At 32.8% G+C, this 17,345-nt stretch carries 19 protein-coding genes; 10 read left to right on the forward strand and 9 right to left on the reverse strand.

The window, feature by feature from the left end; genetic code table 11:
* Positions 1-151: 151 nt before the first annotated feature.
* The 3 genes from ABTV69_RS06140 to ABTV69_RS06150 form a co-directional block, all read right to left on the reverse strand.
* Positions 152-910: an SGNH/GDSL hydrolase family protein gene (locus ABTV69_RS06140; RefSeq protein WP_433834760.1), complete on the reverse strand. Its 759-nt coding sequence runs from the start codon at positions 908-910 to the stop codon at positions 152-154.
* A 66-nt stretch (positions 911-976) separates the two neighbouring features.
* Positions 977-1,759 (reverse strand): DUF3050 domain-containing protein, encoded by a 783-nt coding sequence (locus tag ABTV69_RS06145; protein ID WP_433834761.1) that lies wholly within the window; start codon positions 1,757-1,759, stop codon positions 977-979.
* Between the two features lie 90 nt (positions 1,760-1,849).
* A complete protein-coding gene (locus tag ABTV69_RS06150; RefSeq protein ID WP_248729059.1) occupies positions 1,850-3,028 on the reverse strand; it encodes an acyl-CoA dehydrogenase family protein in 1,179 nt (392 codons plus the stop codon).
* 164 nt (positions 3,029-3,192) lie between these two features.
* On the opposite strand from ABTV69_RS06150, the gene ABTV69_RS06155 reads away from it, so the two are divergent.
* Positions 3,193-4,968 carry a helix-turn-helix domain-containing protein gene (locus tag ABTV69_RS06155; protein ID WP_433834762.1) on the forward strand — a complete coding sequence of 592 codons (1,776 nt, stop codon included), beginning with the start codon at positions 3,193-3,195 and terminating at the stop codon, positions 4,966-4,968.
* Positions 4,969-4,988: 20 nt separating this feature from the next.
* Here ABTV69_RS06155 and ABTV69_RS06160 read toward each other — a convergent pair whose 3' ends face one another.
* From ABTV69_RS06160 to ABTV69_RS06170, 3 genes are read right to left on the reverse strand one after another with little or no spacing between them, the layout of a single operon-like run.
* The gene (locus ABTV69_RS06160) at positions 4,989-5,129 is read right to left on the reverse strand and encodes an rSAM-modified peptide (RefSeq protein ID WP_433834763.1); all 141 of its coding nucleotides are present in this window, start codon (positions 5,127-5,129) and stop codon (positions 4,989-4,991) included.
* A gap of 30 nt (positions 5,130-5,159) precedes the next feature.
* The gene (locus tag ABTV69_RS06165; RefSeq protein WP_433834764.1) at positions 5,160-5,300 is read right to left on the reverse strand and encodes an rSAM-modified peptide; all 141 of its coding nucleotides are present in this window, start codon (positions 5,298-5,300) and stop codon (positions 5,160-5,162) included.
* 51 nt (positions 5,301-5,351) lie between these two features.
* Entirely contained in the window at positions 5,352-5,495 is a 144-nt protein-coding gene (locus ABTV69_RS06170; protein WP_433834765.1) for an rSAM-modified peptide, read from the reverse strand.
* A gap of 564 nt (positions 5,496-6,059) precedes the next feature.
* Between ABTV69_RS06170 and ABTV69_RS06175 the strand changes: the two genes are divergently transcribed.
* The 7 genes from ABTV69_RS06175 to ABTV69_RS06205 all read left to right on the forward strand — a co-directional run bounded on the left by ABTV69_RS06175 (position 6,060) and on the right by ABTV69_RS06205 (position 14,179).
* The gene (locus ABTV69_RS06175) at positions 6,060-7,616 is read left to right on the forward strand and encodes a vitamin K epoxide reductase family protein (protein ID WP_433834766.1); all 1,557 of its coding nucleotides are present in this window, start codon (positions 6,060-6,062) and stop codon (positions 7,614-7,616) included.
* Positions 7,617-7,684: 68 nt separating this feature from the next.
* Complete coding sequence (locus tag ABTV69_RS06180; RefSeq protein ID WP_433834767.1) at positions 7,685-7,867, forward strand: hypothetical protein; 183 nt, start codon at positions 7,685-7,687, stop codon at positions 7,865-7,867.
* A 69-nt stretch (positions 7,868-7,936) separates the two neighbouring features.
* Positions 7,937-8,071, forward strand: a complete 135-nt coding sequence (locus ABTV69_RS06185) for a hypothetical protein (RefSeq protein ID WP_433834768.1) — start codon at positions 7,937-7,939, stop codon at positions 8,069-8,071.
* 563 nt (positions 8,072-8,634) lie between these two features.
* Positions 8,635-10,827, forward strand: a complete 2,193-nt coding sequence (locus ABTV69_RS06190; RefSeq protein ID WP_433834769.1) for a peptidase domain-containing ABC transporter — start codon at positions 8,635-8,637, stop codon at positions 10,825-10,827.
* Between the two features lie 2 nt (positions 10,828-10,829).
* The gene (locus tag ABTV69_RS06195) at positions 10,830-12,128 is read left to right on the forward strand and encodes an HlyD family secretion protein (RefSeq protein ID WP_433834770.1); all 1,299 of its coding nucleotides are present in this window, start codon (positions 10,830-10,832) and stop codon (positions 12,126-12,128) included.
* A 29-nt stretch (positions 12,129-12,157) separates the two neighbouring features.
* Positions 12,158-13,804 carry a S41 family peptidase gene (locus ABTV69_RS06200; protein ID WP_433834771.1) on the forward strand — a complete coding sequence of 549 codons (1,647 nt, stop codon included), beginning with the start codon at positions 12,158-12,160 and terminating at the stop codon, positions 13,802-13,804.
* Between the two features lie 3 nt (positions 13,805-13,807).
* Complete coding sequence (locus ABTV69_RS06205) at positions 13,808-14,179, forward strand: hypothetical protein (RefSeq protein WP_433834772.1); 372 nt, start codon at positions 13,808-13,810, stop codon at positions 14,177-14,179.
* A gap of 16 nt (positions 14,180-14,195) precedes the next feature.
* On the opposite strand, the gene ABTV69_RS06210 is transcribed toward ABTV69_RS06205, so the two are convergent.
* The 3 genes from ABTV69_RS06210 to ABTV69_RS06220 all read right to left on the reverse strand — a co-directional run bounded on the left by ABTV69_RS06210 (position 14,196) and on the right by ABTV69_RS06220 (position 16,100).
* Positions 14,196-14,903, reverse strand: a complete 708-nt coding sequence (locus tag ABTV69_RS06210; protein ID WP_433834773.1) for a tRNA1(Val) (adenine(37)-N6)-methyltransferase — start codon at positions 14,901-14,903, stop codon at positions 14,196-14,198.
* A gap of 89 nt (positions 14,904-14,992) precedes the next feature.
* Positions 14,993-15,517 (reverse strand): ribosome maturation factor RimM, encoded by a 525-nt coding sequence (rimM, locus tag ABTV69_RS06215; RefSeq protein ID WP_433834774.1) that lies wholly within the window; start codon positions 15,515-15,517, stop codon positions 14,993-14,995.
* Between the two features lie 16 nt (positions 15,518-15,533).
* A complete protein-coding gene (locus tag ABTV69_RS06220) occupies positions 15,534-16,100 on the reverse strand; it encodes a 30S ribosomal protein S16 (protein ID WP_433834775.1) in 567 nt (188 codons plus the stop codon).
* A gap of 190 nt (positions 16,101-16,290) precedes the next feature.
* Between ABTV69_RS06220 and ABTV69_RS06225 the strand changes: the two genes are divergently transcribed.
* Complete coding sequence (locus ABTV69_RS06225; protein ID WP_433834776.1) at positions 16,291-16,782, forward strand: DUF6252 family protein; 492 nt, start codon at positions 16,291-16,293, stop codon at positions 16,780-16,782.
* Between the two features lie 113 nt (positions 16,783-16,895).
* The gene (locus ABTV69_RS06230; RefSeq protein ID WP_433834777.1) at positions 16,896-17,246 is read left to right on the forward strand and encodes an RNA recognition motif domain-containing protein; all 351 of its coding nucleotides are present in this window, start codon (positions 16,896-16,898) and stop codon (positions 17,244-17,246) included.
* Positions 17,247-17,345: the final 99 nt, after the last annotated feature.

Genomic DNA, 17,345 nt, shown 5'->3' on the forward strand with positions numbered 1-17,345 from the left:
TCTATTTCTGATGAAAACAAAAACTTCTAATCTAGCCCCGATAGTAGCGGCATCCTTTTGTGGCGGGGTTCGCCGCAAAAGATATAATCCCGATAGCTATCGGGACGGGACTAAACTTGTTTTGAAAACGAATGTTCTGCTGCTAAAAATACTAATCTTGTAGCGCCACTTTTATTTTCGGCATCATCTTGTCTACAAACATTTTATAAGCGGCTTCTGAAGGATGCAAACCATCTGATGCCACCAAAATTGGGTTGTTAAGTCCTTCGCGAGTGATTTCTGTAATCGACACAAAAGCAATTTGATTGGTGTTGCAGTAGTTCTCTGCAAAATTATTGTATTGGGTAATTTCAGCTGAAATTTTGTTGCTTTGATCTCCAGCAAGCGCTTGCCCGTATGGCGTATAAGAATAATCAGGAATAGAAATTACGACCACATTTTTTCTTTCGCCTTTGGCAAGCATAATGGCTTTATTGACCAATTCTGGAAATTCTTTTTCGTAAACCGAGAAACTTTTGTGCTGATATTGATTGTTGACACCAATTAGAAGTGTTACCAAATCATAATTGGCTTCTAGATTTTGAGAATTAATTGCTGAAAGCAAATTGGTTGTTGTCCAGCCCGTTGTAGCGATTATTTTTAGCGAAATTGCACTGGAGTACATAGCATTCAAACTTGCCTTTAATTGCTCAGGAAAACGGCAGGTAGCGCATACGCTTTGACCAATAGTATAACTATCGCCTAAGGCTAGATAATTTACGGAACTTGCAATTGGCGGTTGTGGCGTTGTTGGAGGATTTACCACGGGTGGAGTAGTGGTAGTAGTTTTAGAATCAGATTCATCTGAATTACAACCCAAAAGAAATACAGAAAAGATAACGATAACTATTTGTTTAAAATGTGGTTTCATAATTTGTTTAAATTAGATTCTAGTCGCTTTAAACAAATAGTTACGTTAAATATGTGGGTTTGGATTTTAAACCATTTCGGTTTTCATCACAATTTCTTCTTCGATGGCATTCCAAAGTTCGATACGTTTTTCTAAGGCAAGAATGGAAACTTCTTCAACTTCTTTCCATTTTTGAGCATCGTCTTCACATAATTCTGTAATCATTTGCATGGCCATTGGTCCGTGTTCGTCGGCATCCAGTTCGATATGTCTTTCAAAATAGTACAGTAATTTTGTTAGATCGGTATCTGGAAGATTCTTTTGGAAGTTTTTCAAAATCTGAGTGAACATACTCGGAATCAAATCTTCTCTTCCGAATGTAAAGGCAGCAGCGATTTCGTGCGGTTTTCCTTCTTCAATAACTCTAAAAGTAAAGTCCAAGAATGATTTTACATTTGGATGCAATGCACTTTGTTTTATGGCAACAAATATATTATGAAGCGAATGTACTTCTGATAAAAAGTTTAAAACTCCAGTTGTATTGGCTCCACAAGCTTCCATAGCTTCAAGATACATTTCGTAATGGCTTTGTCTTCTTCCGTCGATCGTTAAATCGGTTTCTTCTGCGAGAACAATTTCGTTAATTAAATAACGAGTTTCAGGGTTTTTAGTTGCAAACCAAGGTGTGGTTGTACAAGTAAGTTTGGCTTGTAAGGCTTTTAAAAGTGACATAAAATCCCAAACAGCAAAAACGTGCGTTTCCAGAAAACTGTGCAAGTCATCTATGTTTTGAATCTTATTGTATAAAGAGTGGTTTAATAGTTGATCTTTTTGTGTTTGTATGCTTTTGTTTATCGTTTCGATATTCATTTTAAAAAAAATTTTGATGCAAAGATAAAAAGCTTCTCTGTTAGAAGAAGCTTTTTAGATTGTTTTTGTATATATTTTAATAATTATCAATTATTTAAACGCTGGAATTCCGGTTACATCCATTCCGGTTATCAATAAATGGATATCGTGAGTTCCTTCGTAAGTAATAACACTTTCTAAGTTCATCATGTGGCGCATAATGGAGTATTCACCAGTGATTCCCATACCTCCAAGCATTTGTCTTGCCTCGCGTGCAATGGTAATTGCCATGTTGACATTATTGCGTTTTGCCATAGAAATCTGGGCTGTTGTTGCTTTTCCTTCGTTTCTTAAAACACCCAAACGCCACGTTAATAATTGTGCTTTTGTGATTTCGGTAATCATTTCGGCCAATTTTTTCTGCTGTAATTGAGTTCCTCCAATTGGTTTGCCAAACTGGATTCTTTCTTTTGCATATCTCAAAGCAGTATCATAACAGTCCATTGCTGCTCCGATAGCTCCCCAAGCAATTCCGTAACGAGCAGAATCTAAACAGCCAAGAGGCGCGCCTAAACCAGATTTGTTTGGTAAAAGGTTTTCTTTTGGCACTTTTACATTATCAAAAATTAATTCACCTGTTGCAGAGGCACGAAGCGACCATTTATTGTGCGTTTCTGGAGTTGAGAATCCTTCCATGCCACGTTCTACGATTAAACCGTGAATTCTGCCTTCTTCATTTTTAGCCCAAACAATAGCAATATCGGCAAAAGGTGCATTCGAAATCCACATTTTTGCACCATTTAAAAGATAATGATCGCCCATATCTTTAAAATTGGTAATCATGCTTCCTGGATCAGAACCGTGGTCTGGCTCTGTTAGACCAAAACAGCCAATAAATTCTCCTGTAGCGAGTTTTGGTAAGTATTTCATACGTTGTTCTTCGTTTCCGTATTTCCAAATTGGGTACATAACTAAAGAAGATTGTACTGATGAGGTAGATCTTACACCAGAATCACCTCTTTCAATTTCCTGCATGATCAAACCATAAGAGATCTGATCTAGTCCTGCGCCTCCATACTCTACAGGAATATATGGTCCGAAGCCGCCAATCTCACCAAGACCTTTTATAATTTGTTTCGGAAATTCTGCTTTTTGAGCATATTCTTCTATAATAGGCGAGACTTCTCTTTTTACCCAAGCACGTGCAGATTCGCGAACCAATTTGTGTTCGTCTGTTAGCAAATCGTCTAAGTTATAGTAATCTGGAGATTGAAATAGGTCTGGTTTCATGTTATATAATTTTAGCAAACAAATTTACAGAATAAAAATATAACAAATATCGGATAATTTGTTATATTTTTTTATGGCAAAAATAAAATTATTAGGAATTTGGCAAATTAATTGTAGTTTTTTGATAATTTATAGACTATTTTTGAATTCCAAAAACAATTTAAATGAGGCTGATAATCTCTTTTGTCTTTTTATTATTAATACTTTTCGGTGGAACGGCTCAGACTAAAGGAACGCTTACAGAACAAAAGTATTTAGAATTACAGGATAAAATCCGATTTAGTGTAAACGGAAATTATGATGAAGGTTTGATTTATGTTAATCAGATGCTTAATTCTGATAATGAGACTCATAAGGCTTTTGCTTATGGAGCAGGATCTTATTTGTATCAACTAAAAGGAAATCCCAATCAATCTGATAAGATGTATGCAGAGGCGATAAAGCATTTGGCAAAAATCCCCGAGTCTATTAATAAAACAAAACTGAATGCGTATTTATGCAACTACAGAGGTCTTACTTATTGGAAAAGATCAAACTACAGTAAAGCTCTTGGCAATTATCAGGAAGGGGTAAAACTTTCTTCCAAAATAAATGATGTTGTTCAAATTGTAAAATTTAAAGCTAATATTGCTTTATTAAATGAAGGTGTCGGCAATTATCAATTGTCTATAAAAATCTTAAGGCAGAATGATGCATTTCTAGACAAAAACGAAAGTTTGTATGAAAAAGATCAGTTTCAGAATTCTAAAAGTAATACTTATACAAATCTTGGAAATTCTTACGAAGGATATTACTATAAAAATCGAGAAAAAGCTTATTTATTAGATTCTGCAGAGTATTATTATAAAAAAGGCATAGCATATTCTGATAGATTTATTGACAATAAGACTATTTCTAAGCTTAGTTTAGGAAATATTTACCTCTTTAAAAAGGAATATACAAATGCTGAGAAAATTTATTATGATATTGCTTTTTATGCAAAACAGACCGATAATGAAGATTTGTATCAAATCGCCAGTTATAATTTAGGAGATCTATATTATTCTACGAAGAAATACGATAAAGCGCTTATATTTTTAAAAAAGGTAGATTCTATTAGCCAAAAAAATAAGGTAATGGATAATAGTTATTTTAAGTCTAATTATATACAGGCTAAAATTTACAGTATTAAAAATGAACCTGAGTTGGCTTATAAACACTCTAAGATATATTTGGACTCTTACGAAAAATATGAAGGAAATCTGAGAGAAGAAACTCTTGAGGTTAACTACAAACTGGGAACAGCAGATCTTAGTGACGAGATGCTTAGCGTTCAGGAGAAATATAAATACGAAGTGTTTTGGCACAAAGCCTTGAAAATATTTTATGTAATTCTAGTAATCGGAATTGTATTTTTCCTTATTAAAAATATTAGGGATAAAAATAGCGCTCAAAAGAAAATGAACGCTTTAATTGAAGAGTTCAAAGCGAATCTGGAGAAAAAAGAGCTTGAAAAAGCAGAAATAGGCATCGCTCCTGTTGAAAAAGCTGTAATGGAGGTTATTGAAACGGAAGATCTTACGTTGAAAAAAGAAAATGCGAATTTGAGTATTGATGAAGCTAAAGAAAATAAGATAGTAGAAAAATTATTGGCTTTAGAAGAAAAATTAGAATATTTAAATGCGGATTTCACGCTTTCGTATGCCGCCAAAAAAATAAAAACCAATACTACTTATCTATCTTATGTTGTGAATAAAAGATTTGGAAAATCTTTTAGTGAATATTCTAACGAATTAAAGATTAATTATGTTATCAACCAAATGATTACAAACCATTTGTATCGTAAATATTCTACACAGGCAATTGCAGAAAGCGTAGGATTTAAAAATGCAGTTTCTTTTGCAAAATCATTTCGCAAAAGAACTGGAGTGTCTCCAGCTCAGTTTGCGAATAATATTTAGTTTTAACAATCACAATAATTTTAATTGTTTCCACCACCTGCAGATTTTCCTGGACTTGGATCTGGAAACGGTTCTTCATCTCCTCCTTTAATTGTTTTTTGTTCTTTTTTAGAAATTGTATCTAGTAAAAAATCTTCGAATGTTAATGTGTTATTTTTCATGATTTTATTTTTTTTAATATTCAATTTTGTTTAATTGTTTCCACCACCTGCAGACTTTCCTGGACTTGGATCTGGAAACGGTTCTTCATCTCCTCCTTTAATTGTTTTTTGTTCTTTTTTAGAAATTGTATCTAGTACAAAATCTTCGAATGTTAATGTGTTATTTTTCATATTTGATTTTTTTTGGATTTATTTGTAAAAGGTTTTAATTCTCTTTAATCGTTAATTGTTTCCTCCGCCCGCAGACTTCCCTGGATTATTGGGATCCGTAGGATCTGCGTAATTTCCTCCTTTAATTGTTTTTTGCTCTTTTCTCGAAATCGTATCTAAGTGAAAATCTTCGAATTTTAATTTGTTATTTTTCATGACTTATTAATTGTTTGAATTAAAAAATTGATGCTATAAATCTTCATAAATATTTTAATGCAATTTTTGTAATGCTTTAAAAATTGAAATGTTTATGTAAGATTTTTAGGTGTTAAAGACTCAGGTGCTACCTGTTTATTTTTAAGTTGTTTTGCTAAAAAAATGTATTGCTCAAACTTATTTTGGGAGTGTTTTTTTGTCAATTTTTAGGTTTCACTTTTGACTTTTAGCGTCATTTTAGAAATCCTGTTTTATGATTTTTTTTTGTTTAAATCATTTGTTTTTATGCGTCTTTTTTTCATGTTATTTGATGTTTGTGTTATTGCCTATCCAAAACTAGATAAAAAGCAAAACCGTTAATCGAAAATGGGATTTATGACTTTTATATTAAAAAATAATACACATAAATAGTTGTAAATCAATGTATTGAATGAGTTACTATACTTGGTATAATTTATAAATTGTATGTGGTATAATTAATAAAATGTATGTATCTATGTGATTTTTATCAATAAAAACCCCAATCTTTGCATTGTAATTATGATTTAAAAACGATCAAAAGCGATGTTAAAACTTGTTCAAAAATTTCTGCAAATCAACCGCTACTCAGACATCAAAAATGAGTTCAAGGATCTGTTTTTGTCTCATCCAAATTATCCGAGTTTGTTTGCCATTACAGACTCGTTTGATTTGCTTTCTGTAGAGAATGCTGCTGTAAGAGTTTCGAAGGAACAAATTGAAGATTTGCCTTCAAACTTTTTGGCGTATTTTAAAGATGAATTGATATTGGTTGAAAAAGTAAAAAGCGGTGTTAGAATCACAACGACAAAAAAAGGAACCCAAAAATTATCTTATGATAAATTCCTTTTAGACTGGAATGGTGTAATTGTAGCCATTGAGCCAAACAATGTTGTCGCAAGAGAAAATCTGAAAATAGAATACAATTGGCTGAAATATTTTTTGCCTCTTGTGCTGTTAGCAGGATTGTCTTTTTTCTACAATCGTTTCGATTTGTTTAGTGCTTCATTTTTAGTAACATCAGTTCTTGGTTTAATTGTTAGCATATTCATAGTGCAGGAGAGATGGGGAGTTAAAAACACAGTAATTTCGAAATTCTGTAATTTAAGTTCCAATTCTTCTTGCCACTCTGTAATAAGTTTTAATGATGATATTGCAAATAGATGGTTGAGTTTTTCAGATTTGCCTTTGCTTTTCTTTAGTTCAAGCATCATTGCCATATTGGTTCAGCCTTTAAGCTCATCAATTTTTGTTGGATTTTTAAGTTTATTGGCGATTCCAATAGTAGTTTGCTCCATCTGGATTCAAAAATTCGAGATTCAAAAATGGTGCATAATGTGCTTAGCCATCTCATTTTTGATATTAGCTCAGAGCGCTATTTGGTTTTCATCAGATCTTTTTACTTTAAACTTTAGTTTTAATGCCGTTTTCCCATACGTATTTTCTTTGTTGCTTTTAATACCAATTTGGGCAGCAGTGAAAGTAATGATCAGAAAAATGCTTGATAATGAAAGTGCTTTAAAAGAGCTTAAGAAATTTAAAAGAAATTATTCTCTATTAAACTTCTTGTCTAAAAAAGTAAAATATACAAAAGGATTTGAAGATTTAAGAGGTTTGACATTTGGTAACAAAAATGCAGGCGTTAGACTTTCTGTAATTCTTAGTCCAAGCTGCGGACATTGTTATAAAACGTTTCAAGAAGCTTTTGATTTAGTATTAAAGTTTCCAGACAAAATATTTTTGAATGTTCTTTTCAATATCAATCCAGAAAACAATGACAATCCTTATAAAGCAGTTGTCGAAAGGCTTTTAACTATCAACAGAACAACACCAGGAAAAACAGTTGAAGCAATTTCAGATTGGTACATTAAAAGAATGACACATAAAAAATGGCTTAAAAAATGGAATGTTGATTCTGTAAGCATGATGATTAATCAGGAAATTCAGAAACAATATGATTGGTGCTCGGTAAACAATTTTAATTATACACCTATTAAAATTGTAAATGAAAGGCTGTTTCCAAATGAATACGAATTGAATGAGTTGAAATATTTCTTAAACGATTATATCGATGAAGTTCAGGTTCTGGAAAAGACAGCATAATTAAAAGACAGAAGTTTCGACTGTTAAAATAGAAATAAAGTAATTCCCCCAACCTAAAACCTGCAGATATGTTAAAGAATATCTTGAAATTGAAAGGAGCAGTAGAATTGACTGCAAATGAGCTGAAAACAATAAATGGAGATCATGCTCCAATTTGTGAGGATGGATTTAAAGCTAAAAGATGTACAGAATTTGGAACTGTGCCAGCGTACTGGAACTGTATTCCGGACAATTATGTCGGTGGCTGTTAAGAGAAAATTTTTTAAGCGTCAAGTTATTGCCAATTTGAGGCTTAAACCAAAAAACGTAAATGACCAGTTATGTTAGAAAAAATTTTAAAAAGCAAAGAAACGAGAAAGCTGACAAAAAAAGAGCAGAAAAATATTTTGGATAGTCAATATTTGCAAGAATTCAATTGTAATGGTGCGACTGTAGATAAGTATCACGCTTGCTAATTTTAAAATATTGAAGCAATAGTGTAATTGCTATTGTTTTATAAAGTAGGTATTATATATGCTAAAAAAGATTTTAAACCTTGAAGGTGCCAAGTACATTAAGAAGAGTGAACAGAAAACCATGAAAGGAGGAATTCCAGAATGCTGGGTTTATGCTCTAGAAGCTGGATGCATTTTAATACCGTTAGGCGAAACTTGTCCGCTAAATACATCATCGGGTATTTGTGATACAAGTCGTCTTTGTTGTTGATTTTTAACTTTTTTAAAAGTAACCGATATAGCCTTATTTAGAATTTAGTCATGTTTTTTTTGAATGTATAGGCGCTCGATCGTGGAACATTGAGCAAATTCTCAGTATTGATGATTGGTACTGAGATTCTTAGGAGTTGGTCGCTGTGTTAGTATTATTTGGTTAGGTAACCGCGACCATGTCCTAAAGAAATTGTGTTGCTAAAAAATTTGTTTTTAAATATTGAAACAGAGAAGATTTAGGTCTTCTCTGTTTTTTTATAGATTAACAAGAATTTTTTTTCTTAAATTGGCCTTCAATAAATTAAAATAAATTGAAAAAATTCCCAAATTATAAACAGGCTGATTATAAAGATTGTGGCCCAACGTGTTTAAAAATAATTGCAAAACACTATGGTAAAACAATTAGTATTCAGGAGTTGAGAGATTTTAGCGAAACAACTCGTGAAGGAAGCAATTTGCTTTTTTTGAGTGATGCTGCGGAAAAAATCGGTTTTAGAACTTTGGGAGTAAAATTAAGTTTAGAAAGATTAGAAGAAGCTCCTCTGCCCTGCATCTTGCATTGGAACAATAACCATTATGTAGTACTCTACAAAATAAAAAAAGAAACCTATTATGTTTCTGATCCTGGTTTTGGGCTCATTAAATACAGTAAAGAAGATTTTTTAAAATTTTGGATTGGCAATAATGCTGACGGCGAAACAAAGGAAGGAATTGCACTCTTGATTGATGCAACACCAAAATTTTTTCAGTCTGAATTTGATAAAGAAGAAAATAAAGGATTAGGTTTTGGAATTTTGTCGCAATATGTGCTGCGTTATAAGTCCTTTCTTATCCAACTTGCAATCGGACTCTTTGCAAGCAGCTTGCTCAGCTTGATTTTCCCGTTCTTGACTCAGAGTATTGTCGATGTAGGAATCCAGAATCAGAATATTAATTTTATCTATCTCATTCTTTTTGCGCAGCTGTTTCTATTTGCTGGAAGAACAGGTCTAGAACTCATAAGAAGCTGGATATTGCTGCATCTTTCTACACGCATAAATATTTCCTTAATATCGGATTTCTTTATCAAGTTAATGAATCTCCCGATTTCTTTTTTTGATGTCAGAATGACTGGCGATATTATGCAGCGAATAAGTGATCATCATAGAATAGAAAAAATACTTACCACATCGTCTTTAAATGTGCTGTTTTCTGTCATCAATATGTTTGTGTTAGGAGCAGTTTTGGCTTATTTTAACATAAAGATATTTTTGGTGTTTTTTATAGGTAGTCTTCTTTATTTTGGTTGGATAACTATGTTTCTAAAACGAAGAGAAGTTTTAGATTACAAACGTTTTGCCGAAGTTTCAAACGAGCAGAGTAAGGTAATGGAACTCATTAATGGGATGCAGGAAATTAAACTTCATAATGCAGAAAAACAAAAAAGATGGGGTTGGGAATATGTTCAGGCAAGACTTTTTAGAGTTTCAATAAAAGGTTTAATTTTAGAGCAGTCTCAGAGTATAGGTTCGTCAGTAATAAATGAATTAAAAAATATTTTTATCACCTTTTTATCCGCAAAGTTGGTTATTGATGGTTCGATTACATTAGGAATGATGTTGGCTATCAGTTCGATTGTTGGTAGCTTAAATGGACCAATTACGCAGCTTATTCAATTTGTGAGGGAGTTGCAAGATGCTAGAATTTCATTGGCGAGACTTTCTGAAATTCATGAAAAAGAAGATGAAATGCAACAAGAACAGCATCAGTCTAATGATGTGCCATATGATTCGGATATCGAACTAAAAAATGTTTCTTATAGATATTTAGGGTCAGATACTCCAGTTTTAGATAGTTTAAACCTAAAAATTCCAGCTAATAAAGTGACGGCAATAGTGGGAGTTAGCGGAAGCGGAAAAACTACACTTATGAAGCTCCTTCTAAAATTCTACGAACCTGAAAAAGGAGAAATAAATATTGGAAATTCACAACTTAAAAATATTTCACAGAAAGCATGGCGGTCTGCTATAGGTGCAGTAATGCAGGAAGGTTTTATTTTTAGCGATACCATTGCCAACAATATTGCTTTTGGAATAGACAAAATTGATAAAGAACGATTGGTCTACGCATCAGATGTAGCAAATATCAGAGAATATATAAGCGAACTTCCTTTGGGGTATAATACCAAAATAGGTTCAGAAGGAATAGGAATGAGTACAGGGCAGAAACAGCGTCTGTTAATTGCCAGAGCAGTGTATAAGAACCCTGAAATTTTGTTTTTTGATGAAGCTACATCAGCTTTGGATGCCAATAATGAAAAAGAAATTATGCAGAAATTGGATATTTTCTTTAAAAACAAAACAGTGATTGTAATTGCACATCGATTAAGCACGGTAATGAATGCAGATCAAATTGTGGTTTTGGATAAAGGTAAAATCATCGAAATTGGAAATCATACCGCACTTGTTGAGCAAAAAGGAAATTATTTTGAATTGGTTAAAAATCAATTACAGTTAGGCAATTAATTATGTCAGAAAAAAGCAACGATACTTTTGAATTAAGAAGCGAAGAGGTTCAGGACATCCTGACCAAAGTGCCGCACTGGATGATACGATGGGGGACTGTCTTGATATTTGCGATCATCATAATGCTGTTTTTTGTTTCATGGTTTGTTAAATATCCAGATGTAGTTAAAACCGAAATTGTGATTACAACTAATATTCCGCCAGAAAAAATTGTATCAAAATCTTCTGGAAGAATTGAAGCAATTCTAGTTAAGAATAAAACATTTGTTGCCAAAAACAGCACATTGGCAATTATCGAAAATACCGCCAATTACAAAGACGTTTTTTTGCTGAAAGATATTGTGGATAAATACGATATCAACAATTCTCAAAAAGAATTTCCTTTTTATCTAATGAAAAATACACAATTGGGCGAAATAGAAAGTGCCTATGCGGCATTTCAAAAAGATTATCAGGCGCAGGAACTGAATAAAGAGCTGCATCCTTTTCAGGTAGAAACCAGGGCGCAGCAGTCTGAAAAAATTCAGATTACAGAAAGAATAGAAATTTTACAGCAGCAGAAAATACTTAATGAACGCGAATTGGAATTGCAGAAAAATGAAGTGGCGCGTTTTGAAACCTTGTTCAATAAAGGAATTATTTCTGCTCAGGAAATGGAAGTTAAAAAACTAACTTTTCTTCAAGCGCAAAAGAATTATAGAAGCTTATTGTCGTCAATTTCCCAGTTAAAGTCTTCTTTGATTGATAACACAAAATCAAGTCAGAATTCGCAGATAAACAGTACTAAAGAAGAAGTTAATCTTGGACGCAGCGTGTCGCAGTCTTTTTATCAGTTGAAAAAAGTAATACGCGATTGGGAGCTGGCATATGCGCTAAATTCGTCGATTAGCGGAAAGGTTACTTTCTTACAGGTTTGGAATGAAAATCAAACCATAAATATGGGGGATAATGTGTTTTCGATTATTCCAGATGCAAAAAACAGCTTTATCGGAAAAGTGAAGGCTCCCGCTTTAAATTCAGGAAAAATAAAAGTGGGGCAAAGAGTTAATATTCGTTTGGCAAATTATCCAGATCGCGAGTTTGGAGTGCTGAAAGGAGAAATCAAAAACATTTCACTTGTGCCCGATAAAGATGGAAATCTGCTTATAGATGTTGCGCTTCCAAAAGGCTTAAAAACATCATACAATAAACAAATTGCTTTTCAGCAGGAAATGAAAGGAAGCGCAGAAATTGTAACCGAAGATCTTCGTTTGCTAGAACGAATTTTATATCAATTTAAAAACATTTTTGAACAAGTTTAAAAGAAAAACTAACTAACCACAAATCTTAAATGAAAAAAACACTACTTATTGCTTTTGTATTATTCTTTCAATTTTCTTTTTCAAAACCCATAACTGAAACCCAAAAACTAGCAGCAACTTGCAAAGTTTGGGGTTTCTTAAAATATTATCATCCCAATGTTACCGATGGAAGTAAAAATTGGGACGAACAATTGTTTCAAATTCTGCCAAAAGTGGAAGAAGCTCAAACTTCTGAAGCATTTTCTCTGGTAATAGAAAATTGGATTGTTTCTTTAGGCGAAGTAAAAAAACAGGAAACAATAATAACGAAAAAAGAATACTTTGATAAAAATTTTGACTTGTCATGGTTCAATAATAATGATTTGTTTTCGAAATCTCTTTCTAAAAAATTAAAGTTTATTGAAGAAAATAGAATTCAAGGAAAACAATACTATGTTAATTTCGAGCTTCATACTGGAGATGTGCCTCTTAAGTTTAATAACGAAATAAAATATGCCGATTTTAAATGGACGGATAAAAATTTACGCCTTTTAACTCTTTTTAGATATTGGAATTACATTGAATATTTCTTTCCATATAAATATCAAATGGATGAAAATTGGGATAAAGTATTAAATGAAATGTTGCCAAGATTTGATACGCCAGAATCTGAAAAGGATTTTAATTTAGCAATGCGTGAGATTTCTGTAAAGCTAAATGATACTCACGCTGCGACTAGTATGCCTCAATTGTTTGAATATTTTGGAGATAAATTTATTCCTGTCGATGTTAATATCATTGATGAAAAAGCAATTGTTGTTGCATTGAAAAATGATTCTCTGGCAAAAGTTAGTGATATTAAAATTGGAGATGTAATAACAAAAGTAGAAGGGAAAACTATTGCGGAAATTTTGAAGGAAAATCGAAAATATGTAGAAGGATCTAACGAACCATCTGTTTTAAAGAATGCATATTGGACAATTTTTAATGGAAAAACCCCTTCATTTGAAATTGAGTTTATTCGAGACGGAAAAACTGCAGTAAAGTCTATTAATAGATATGTATATCAAGATTTAAAAATTCAGTTTCCAGATAAAGAAAAATGGAAAATTTTAGAAGGTAATATCGGTTATGTTGATTTTGATGCACTTGATCCAGCAGATGTTCCAGCCTTAATTTCGGCATTAAACAATACAAATGCAATAATTTTTGATAATAGGATGCGACCGCACGAGGTTATGTATCCAATTGCAGATTGGCTTAACCCTGAAGAAAAAGAATTTGCTAGATTTCTTGATCCAGATGTAAATTATCCTGGGCGTTATTATTGGAGAGAGGGAGTTCAGAAGTGCGGAAAAAATAATCCAGATCATTACAAAGGAAAAGTAATTGTTTTAACAAATGAAAAAGCTGTAAGCCATGCTGAGTTCACTGTAATGAGTTTGCAAACAGTGCCTAATTGTGTTGTTATCGGAAGTCAGACAGGTGGTGCTGATGGTGCGAATTACAGATTTCAAATCATCAAAGGATTTGGCTCGTCATTTACTTGTTATGGTGTCTTTTATCCCAATAAAAAAGAAACGCAAAGAATTGGAATCGTTCCTGATATTGAAGTAAAACCAACTATTTTAGGAATTCAGCAAGGAAGAGATGAAGTTTTAGAAAGAGCTGTTCTTTTTGCTAAAAACGGGAAATAAATTATGAAAAAAATACTTTTATTGAGTTTGTTTTTTTTAGGAAGTCTTGTGTACTCTCAAGAATCAGCATGTAGCGCAATTAAGCATTCAAAATTTGGAACCCCCAAATTTTACTGTAAAATGAAAGATTCCATTCAGGAAGTATATAAGGATCAAAAACTTCAGAATATTTGGAATGTGAAATGGTTAACTGATTGCAAGTTTGAAGCGCTTTGTACTAAAGATTTTGACTCTCAGTTTGCAAAAGTCGGATGTAAATGTATATATGATATTGTTAATTTTGAGAATGATTGTTATACCTTTCAAATACATTTTATTAATGAGGAAAATGTAGAAGTAAATATTGTAGAAAGAGTTTTGTGTATTACGAAGTAAAAAGACGAAGATGTTATTACATCTTCAAATAAAAATCTTTAGTTAGTTCGATATATTCTGGCGTGTAAACGTGCCTATCAATTTCTATAATTAATTCATCGATTTCAACTTCTGCAACTTCATTTCGGCTAAAAGCCAATAAACTACGTTTGATTTGAGAAGTTGGAGTTCCTTTAACTCGTGTAATTTTTAGTGGATATAATTCGAATTCTTTAGCTAAAGCGATAAATTTTTCTTCTTCTTTAAAAGGAATAATAACAGCTAAAATTCCATTTTCTGAAAGCAATAAATCGGCAGCTTCGACAATTTCTTCAAAAGGCATTGCATCTTGAAAACGAGCTAAATCACGTTGTTCGCTTTCTGTTTTATAATCCTCAGCATAAAAAGGCGGATTCGAAACAATTAAATCATATTCGTCTTCAGGCTCTTCGATAAATTCATCTAAACCGGCATGAAAACAAAATAATCGATCGCCCCAAGGAGAAGCTTCAAAATTTTCTACGGCTTGCTCGTATGCATCTTCATCAATTTCAAGCGCATCAATTTGTTCGGCATGAGTTCTTTGCGCCAGCATTAAAGCAATAATTCCAGTTCCAGCACCAACATCCAAAACGCTAAACGGATTATGAGAAATAGGAGCCCAAGAACCAAGTAAAACGCCGTCTGTGCCTACTTTCATAGCGCAACGATCTTGTTTAATTGAAAATTGCTTAAACTTAAACATGTTGATTTATAGCTTTATTAGAAAGGATTTTATGGAAAATTAAAGTATTGTTTTCGATTAAACAATTAAACGATTAACCGAATAAACTTTTATAAATACATTTCGATCAATCCTTCAGGAAGATCCATAATTACTTTTTTGTTCTCGCGATCAATTTTCACAAGGAAATTATCAATCATTGGAACTAAGATTTCAACTTCGCCATTTAAAACTTCGAAAAGAGGCTGAGCAGTTGAATCATTAATAGAAGTAATTTTTCCGAAAACGCCCAAACGTTTGTCTTCGATTTCGAAACCAATAACTTCGTGAAAGTAAAATTTGTTACCCGTAAGTTTTGGCAACATAGTTAAAGGAAGATATATGCCGTTTCCAACAAGTGCGTCTGCATCTTCTTCGGTATTTACATCTTCAAAACGGACTCTTAAAAAATCGTTTTTATGTAAGGAGCTTGTTTCAATAAAAAAAGGAACCAAGTGTTTGTTGTGTTCAACAAACACTGATTCCAGATTTTCGTATAACTCAGGTTCGTCTGTGTCTAAATAGATCAGAACTTCACCTTTGAAACTAAATTTTTTAGCGATTTTACCTAAATAAAAACAATCTTCTTTACGCATTATCGCCAAGTAAAAATTATGCTTCAGTTGTTTCGTTATTCTCTTCAGCAGCAGGAGCTTCTTCAGCAGCTTCAACTTCAGCCACTTCTTCAGTAGCCTCAGCAGCTTGTGCAGCGGCAGCAGCTTCAGCTTGTGCAGCAGCAGCATCAGCAACACGTTTAGCGTTAACTTCTTGCTCAGCTTTTAAAGCTTTTGCTTTCACATCAGCTTTTGCTTTAGATAAACCTTCTTTTTTAGCATCAACTTTACCAGCTTTTGCTTCTAACCAAGCAGTTAATTTAGCATCTGCTTGCTCTTGTGTTAAAGCACCTTTACGAACTCCTCCATCTAGGTGGTGTTTCAATAAAGCACCTTTGTAAGAAAGGATAGCTCTTGCAGTATCAGTTGGTTGAGCACCATTGTGTAACCATTTAACTGCGCTGTCAAGGTTTAACTCAACAGTTGCTGGGTTAGTGTTTGGATTGTAAGTACCGATTTTCTCTAAGTATCTACCATCTCTTTTTGAGCGTGCATCTGCAGCTACTACCCAGTAAAAAGGTTTTCCTTTTTTACCGTGTCTTTGTAATCTAATTTTTACTGACATAATCTAATTGATTAAATTTTGAGGTACTCGACCTCTGTTAATTAAGGGCGCAAAGATATAATTTTTTTATGAAATACACGTTTTAAAGAAGATTAAATATACTTGAGTTGTTTTTTTAGCATTTTTTTGACTTTTTAATTTAAGTATTTTGCTCTTTATGCGATACTTTTGCATCAAATTCATTTTAAATATGAAAAAATACTTTTACTTTTTATCACTTATACTTTTGCTTGTATCTTGTACGGAGGATGTAAGATTTAATAATCCGGCATTTCAGACTTTAAAAGATAACAGCTTTTGGAGAGCTCAGGTTTATAAAGCTGAAACAGAATCGAATGGCGCTTTTATAATCGAAGGTTCTTTAGGTTATGAGCAAATACGTTTTGAGCTTCCTGCAGCATCTGAAAAAACATTTGTTTTAGGCTTAGATGATGCTACAAAGGCTACTTATAAAAACAGTTACAAAGGGCAAGAAGCAGAATTTAGCACAGGAACTGATAAAGGAAACGGAGAGATTATCGTGACAGAGTATAATACTATTGACAATACTATTTCGGGAACTTTTAAATTTACAGCAATTAATTCTGATTCTGGAGCTGAAAAACAGACCATGTACTTTTCGGAAGGTGTGTTTTATAAAATTCCAGTAACGCCACAACACAATTTTACGACTGTTAATTAAGTTTGTCAGTTGAATAGCATTGACGAAATCAAAATAAAAACTTAAATAAATTCATAACATAGTAGATTAGATAGAAATAAAGTTACATTTGTTTCTATTATAAAAAATTATTTATGAATATTTTCGTTGGAAGCCTTCCATTCAGTATTGAGGAAGCAGATTTAAGAGAGTCTTTTGAGGCTTATGGAACAGTTGACTCTGTTAAAATTATTACTGATAAATTTACTGGAAGAAGTAAAGGATTCGGTTTTGTTGAAATGCCAAATGATGCTGAGGCTCAAAAAGCAATTGACGAATTAAACGGAGCTGTTGTTTCGGGACGTACAATTGTTGTAAACAAATCTGAACCAAAACCAGAAGGCGAAAGAAGAAGTTTTAACAACAATCGCGGAGGAAACAATCGTGGTGGAGGTTATGGAAACAATAACCGTGGCGGAGATCGCGGAAACAGAAGAGAATATTAATATTTTTTTTCTAAAATATAAAAGGGATAAACTTATGTTTATCCCTTTTTTGTTTCAAGTTTTTATTTGTTTCAAGTTCCAAGTTCCAACAACCTGAAA

The sequence above is a fragment of the Flavobacterium anhuiense genome (genome assembly GCF_050990855.1).
GTDB lineage: Bacteria > Bacteroidota > Bacteroidia > Flavobacteriales > Flavobacteriaceae > Flavobacterium > Flavobacterium anhuiense_C.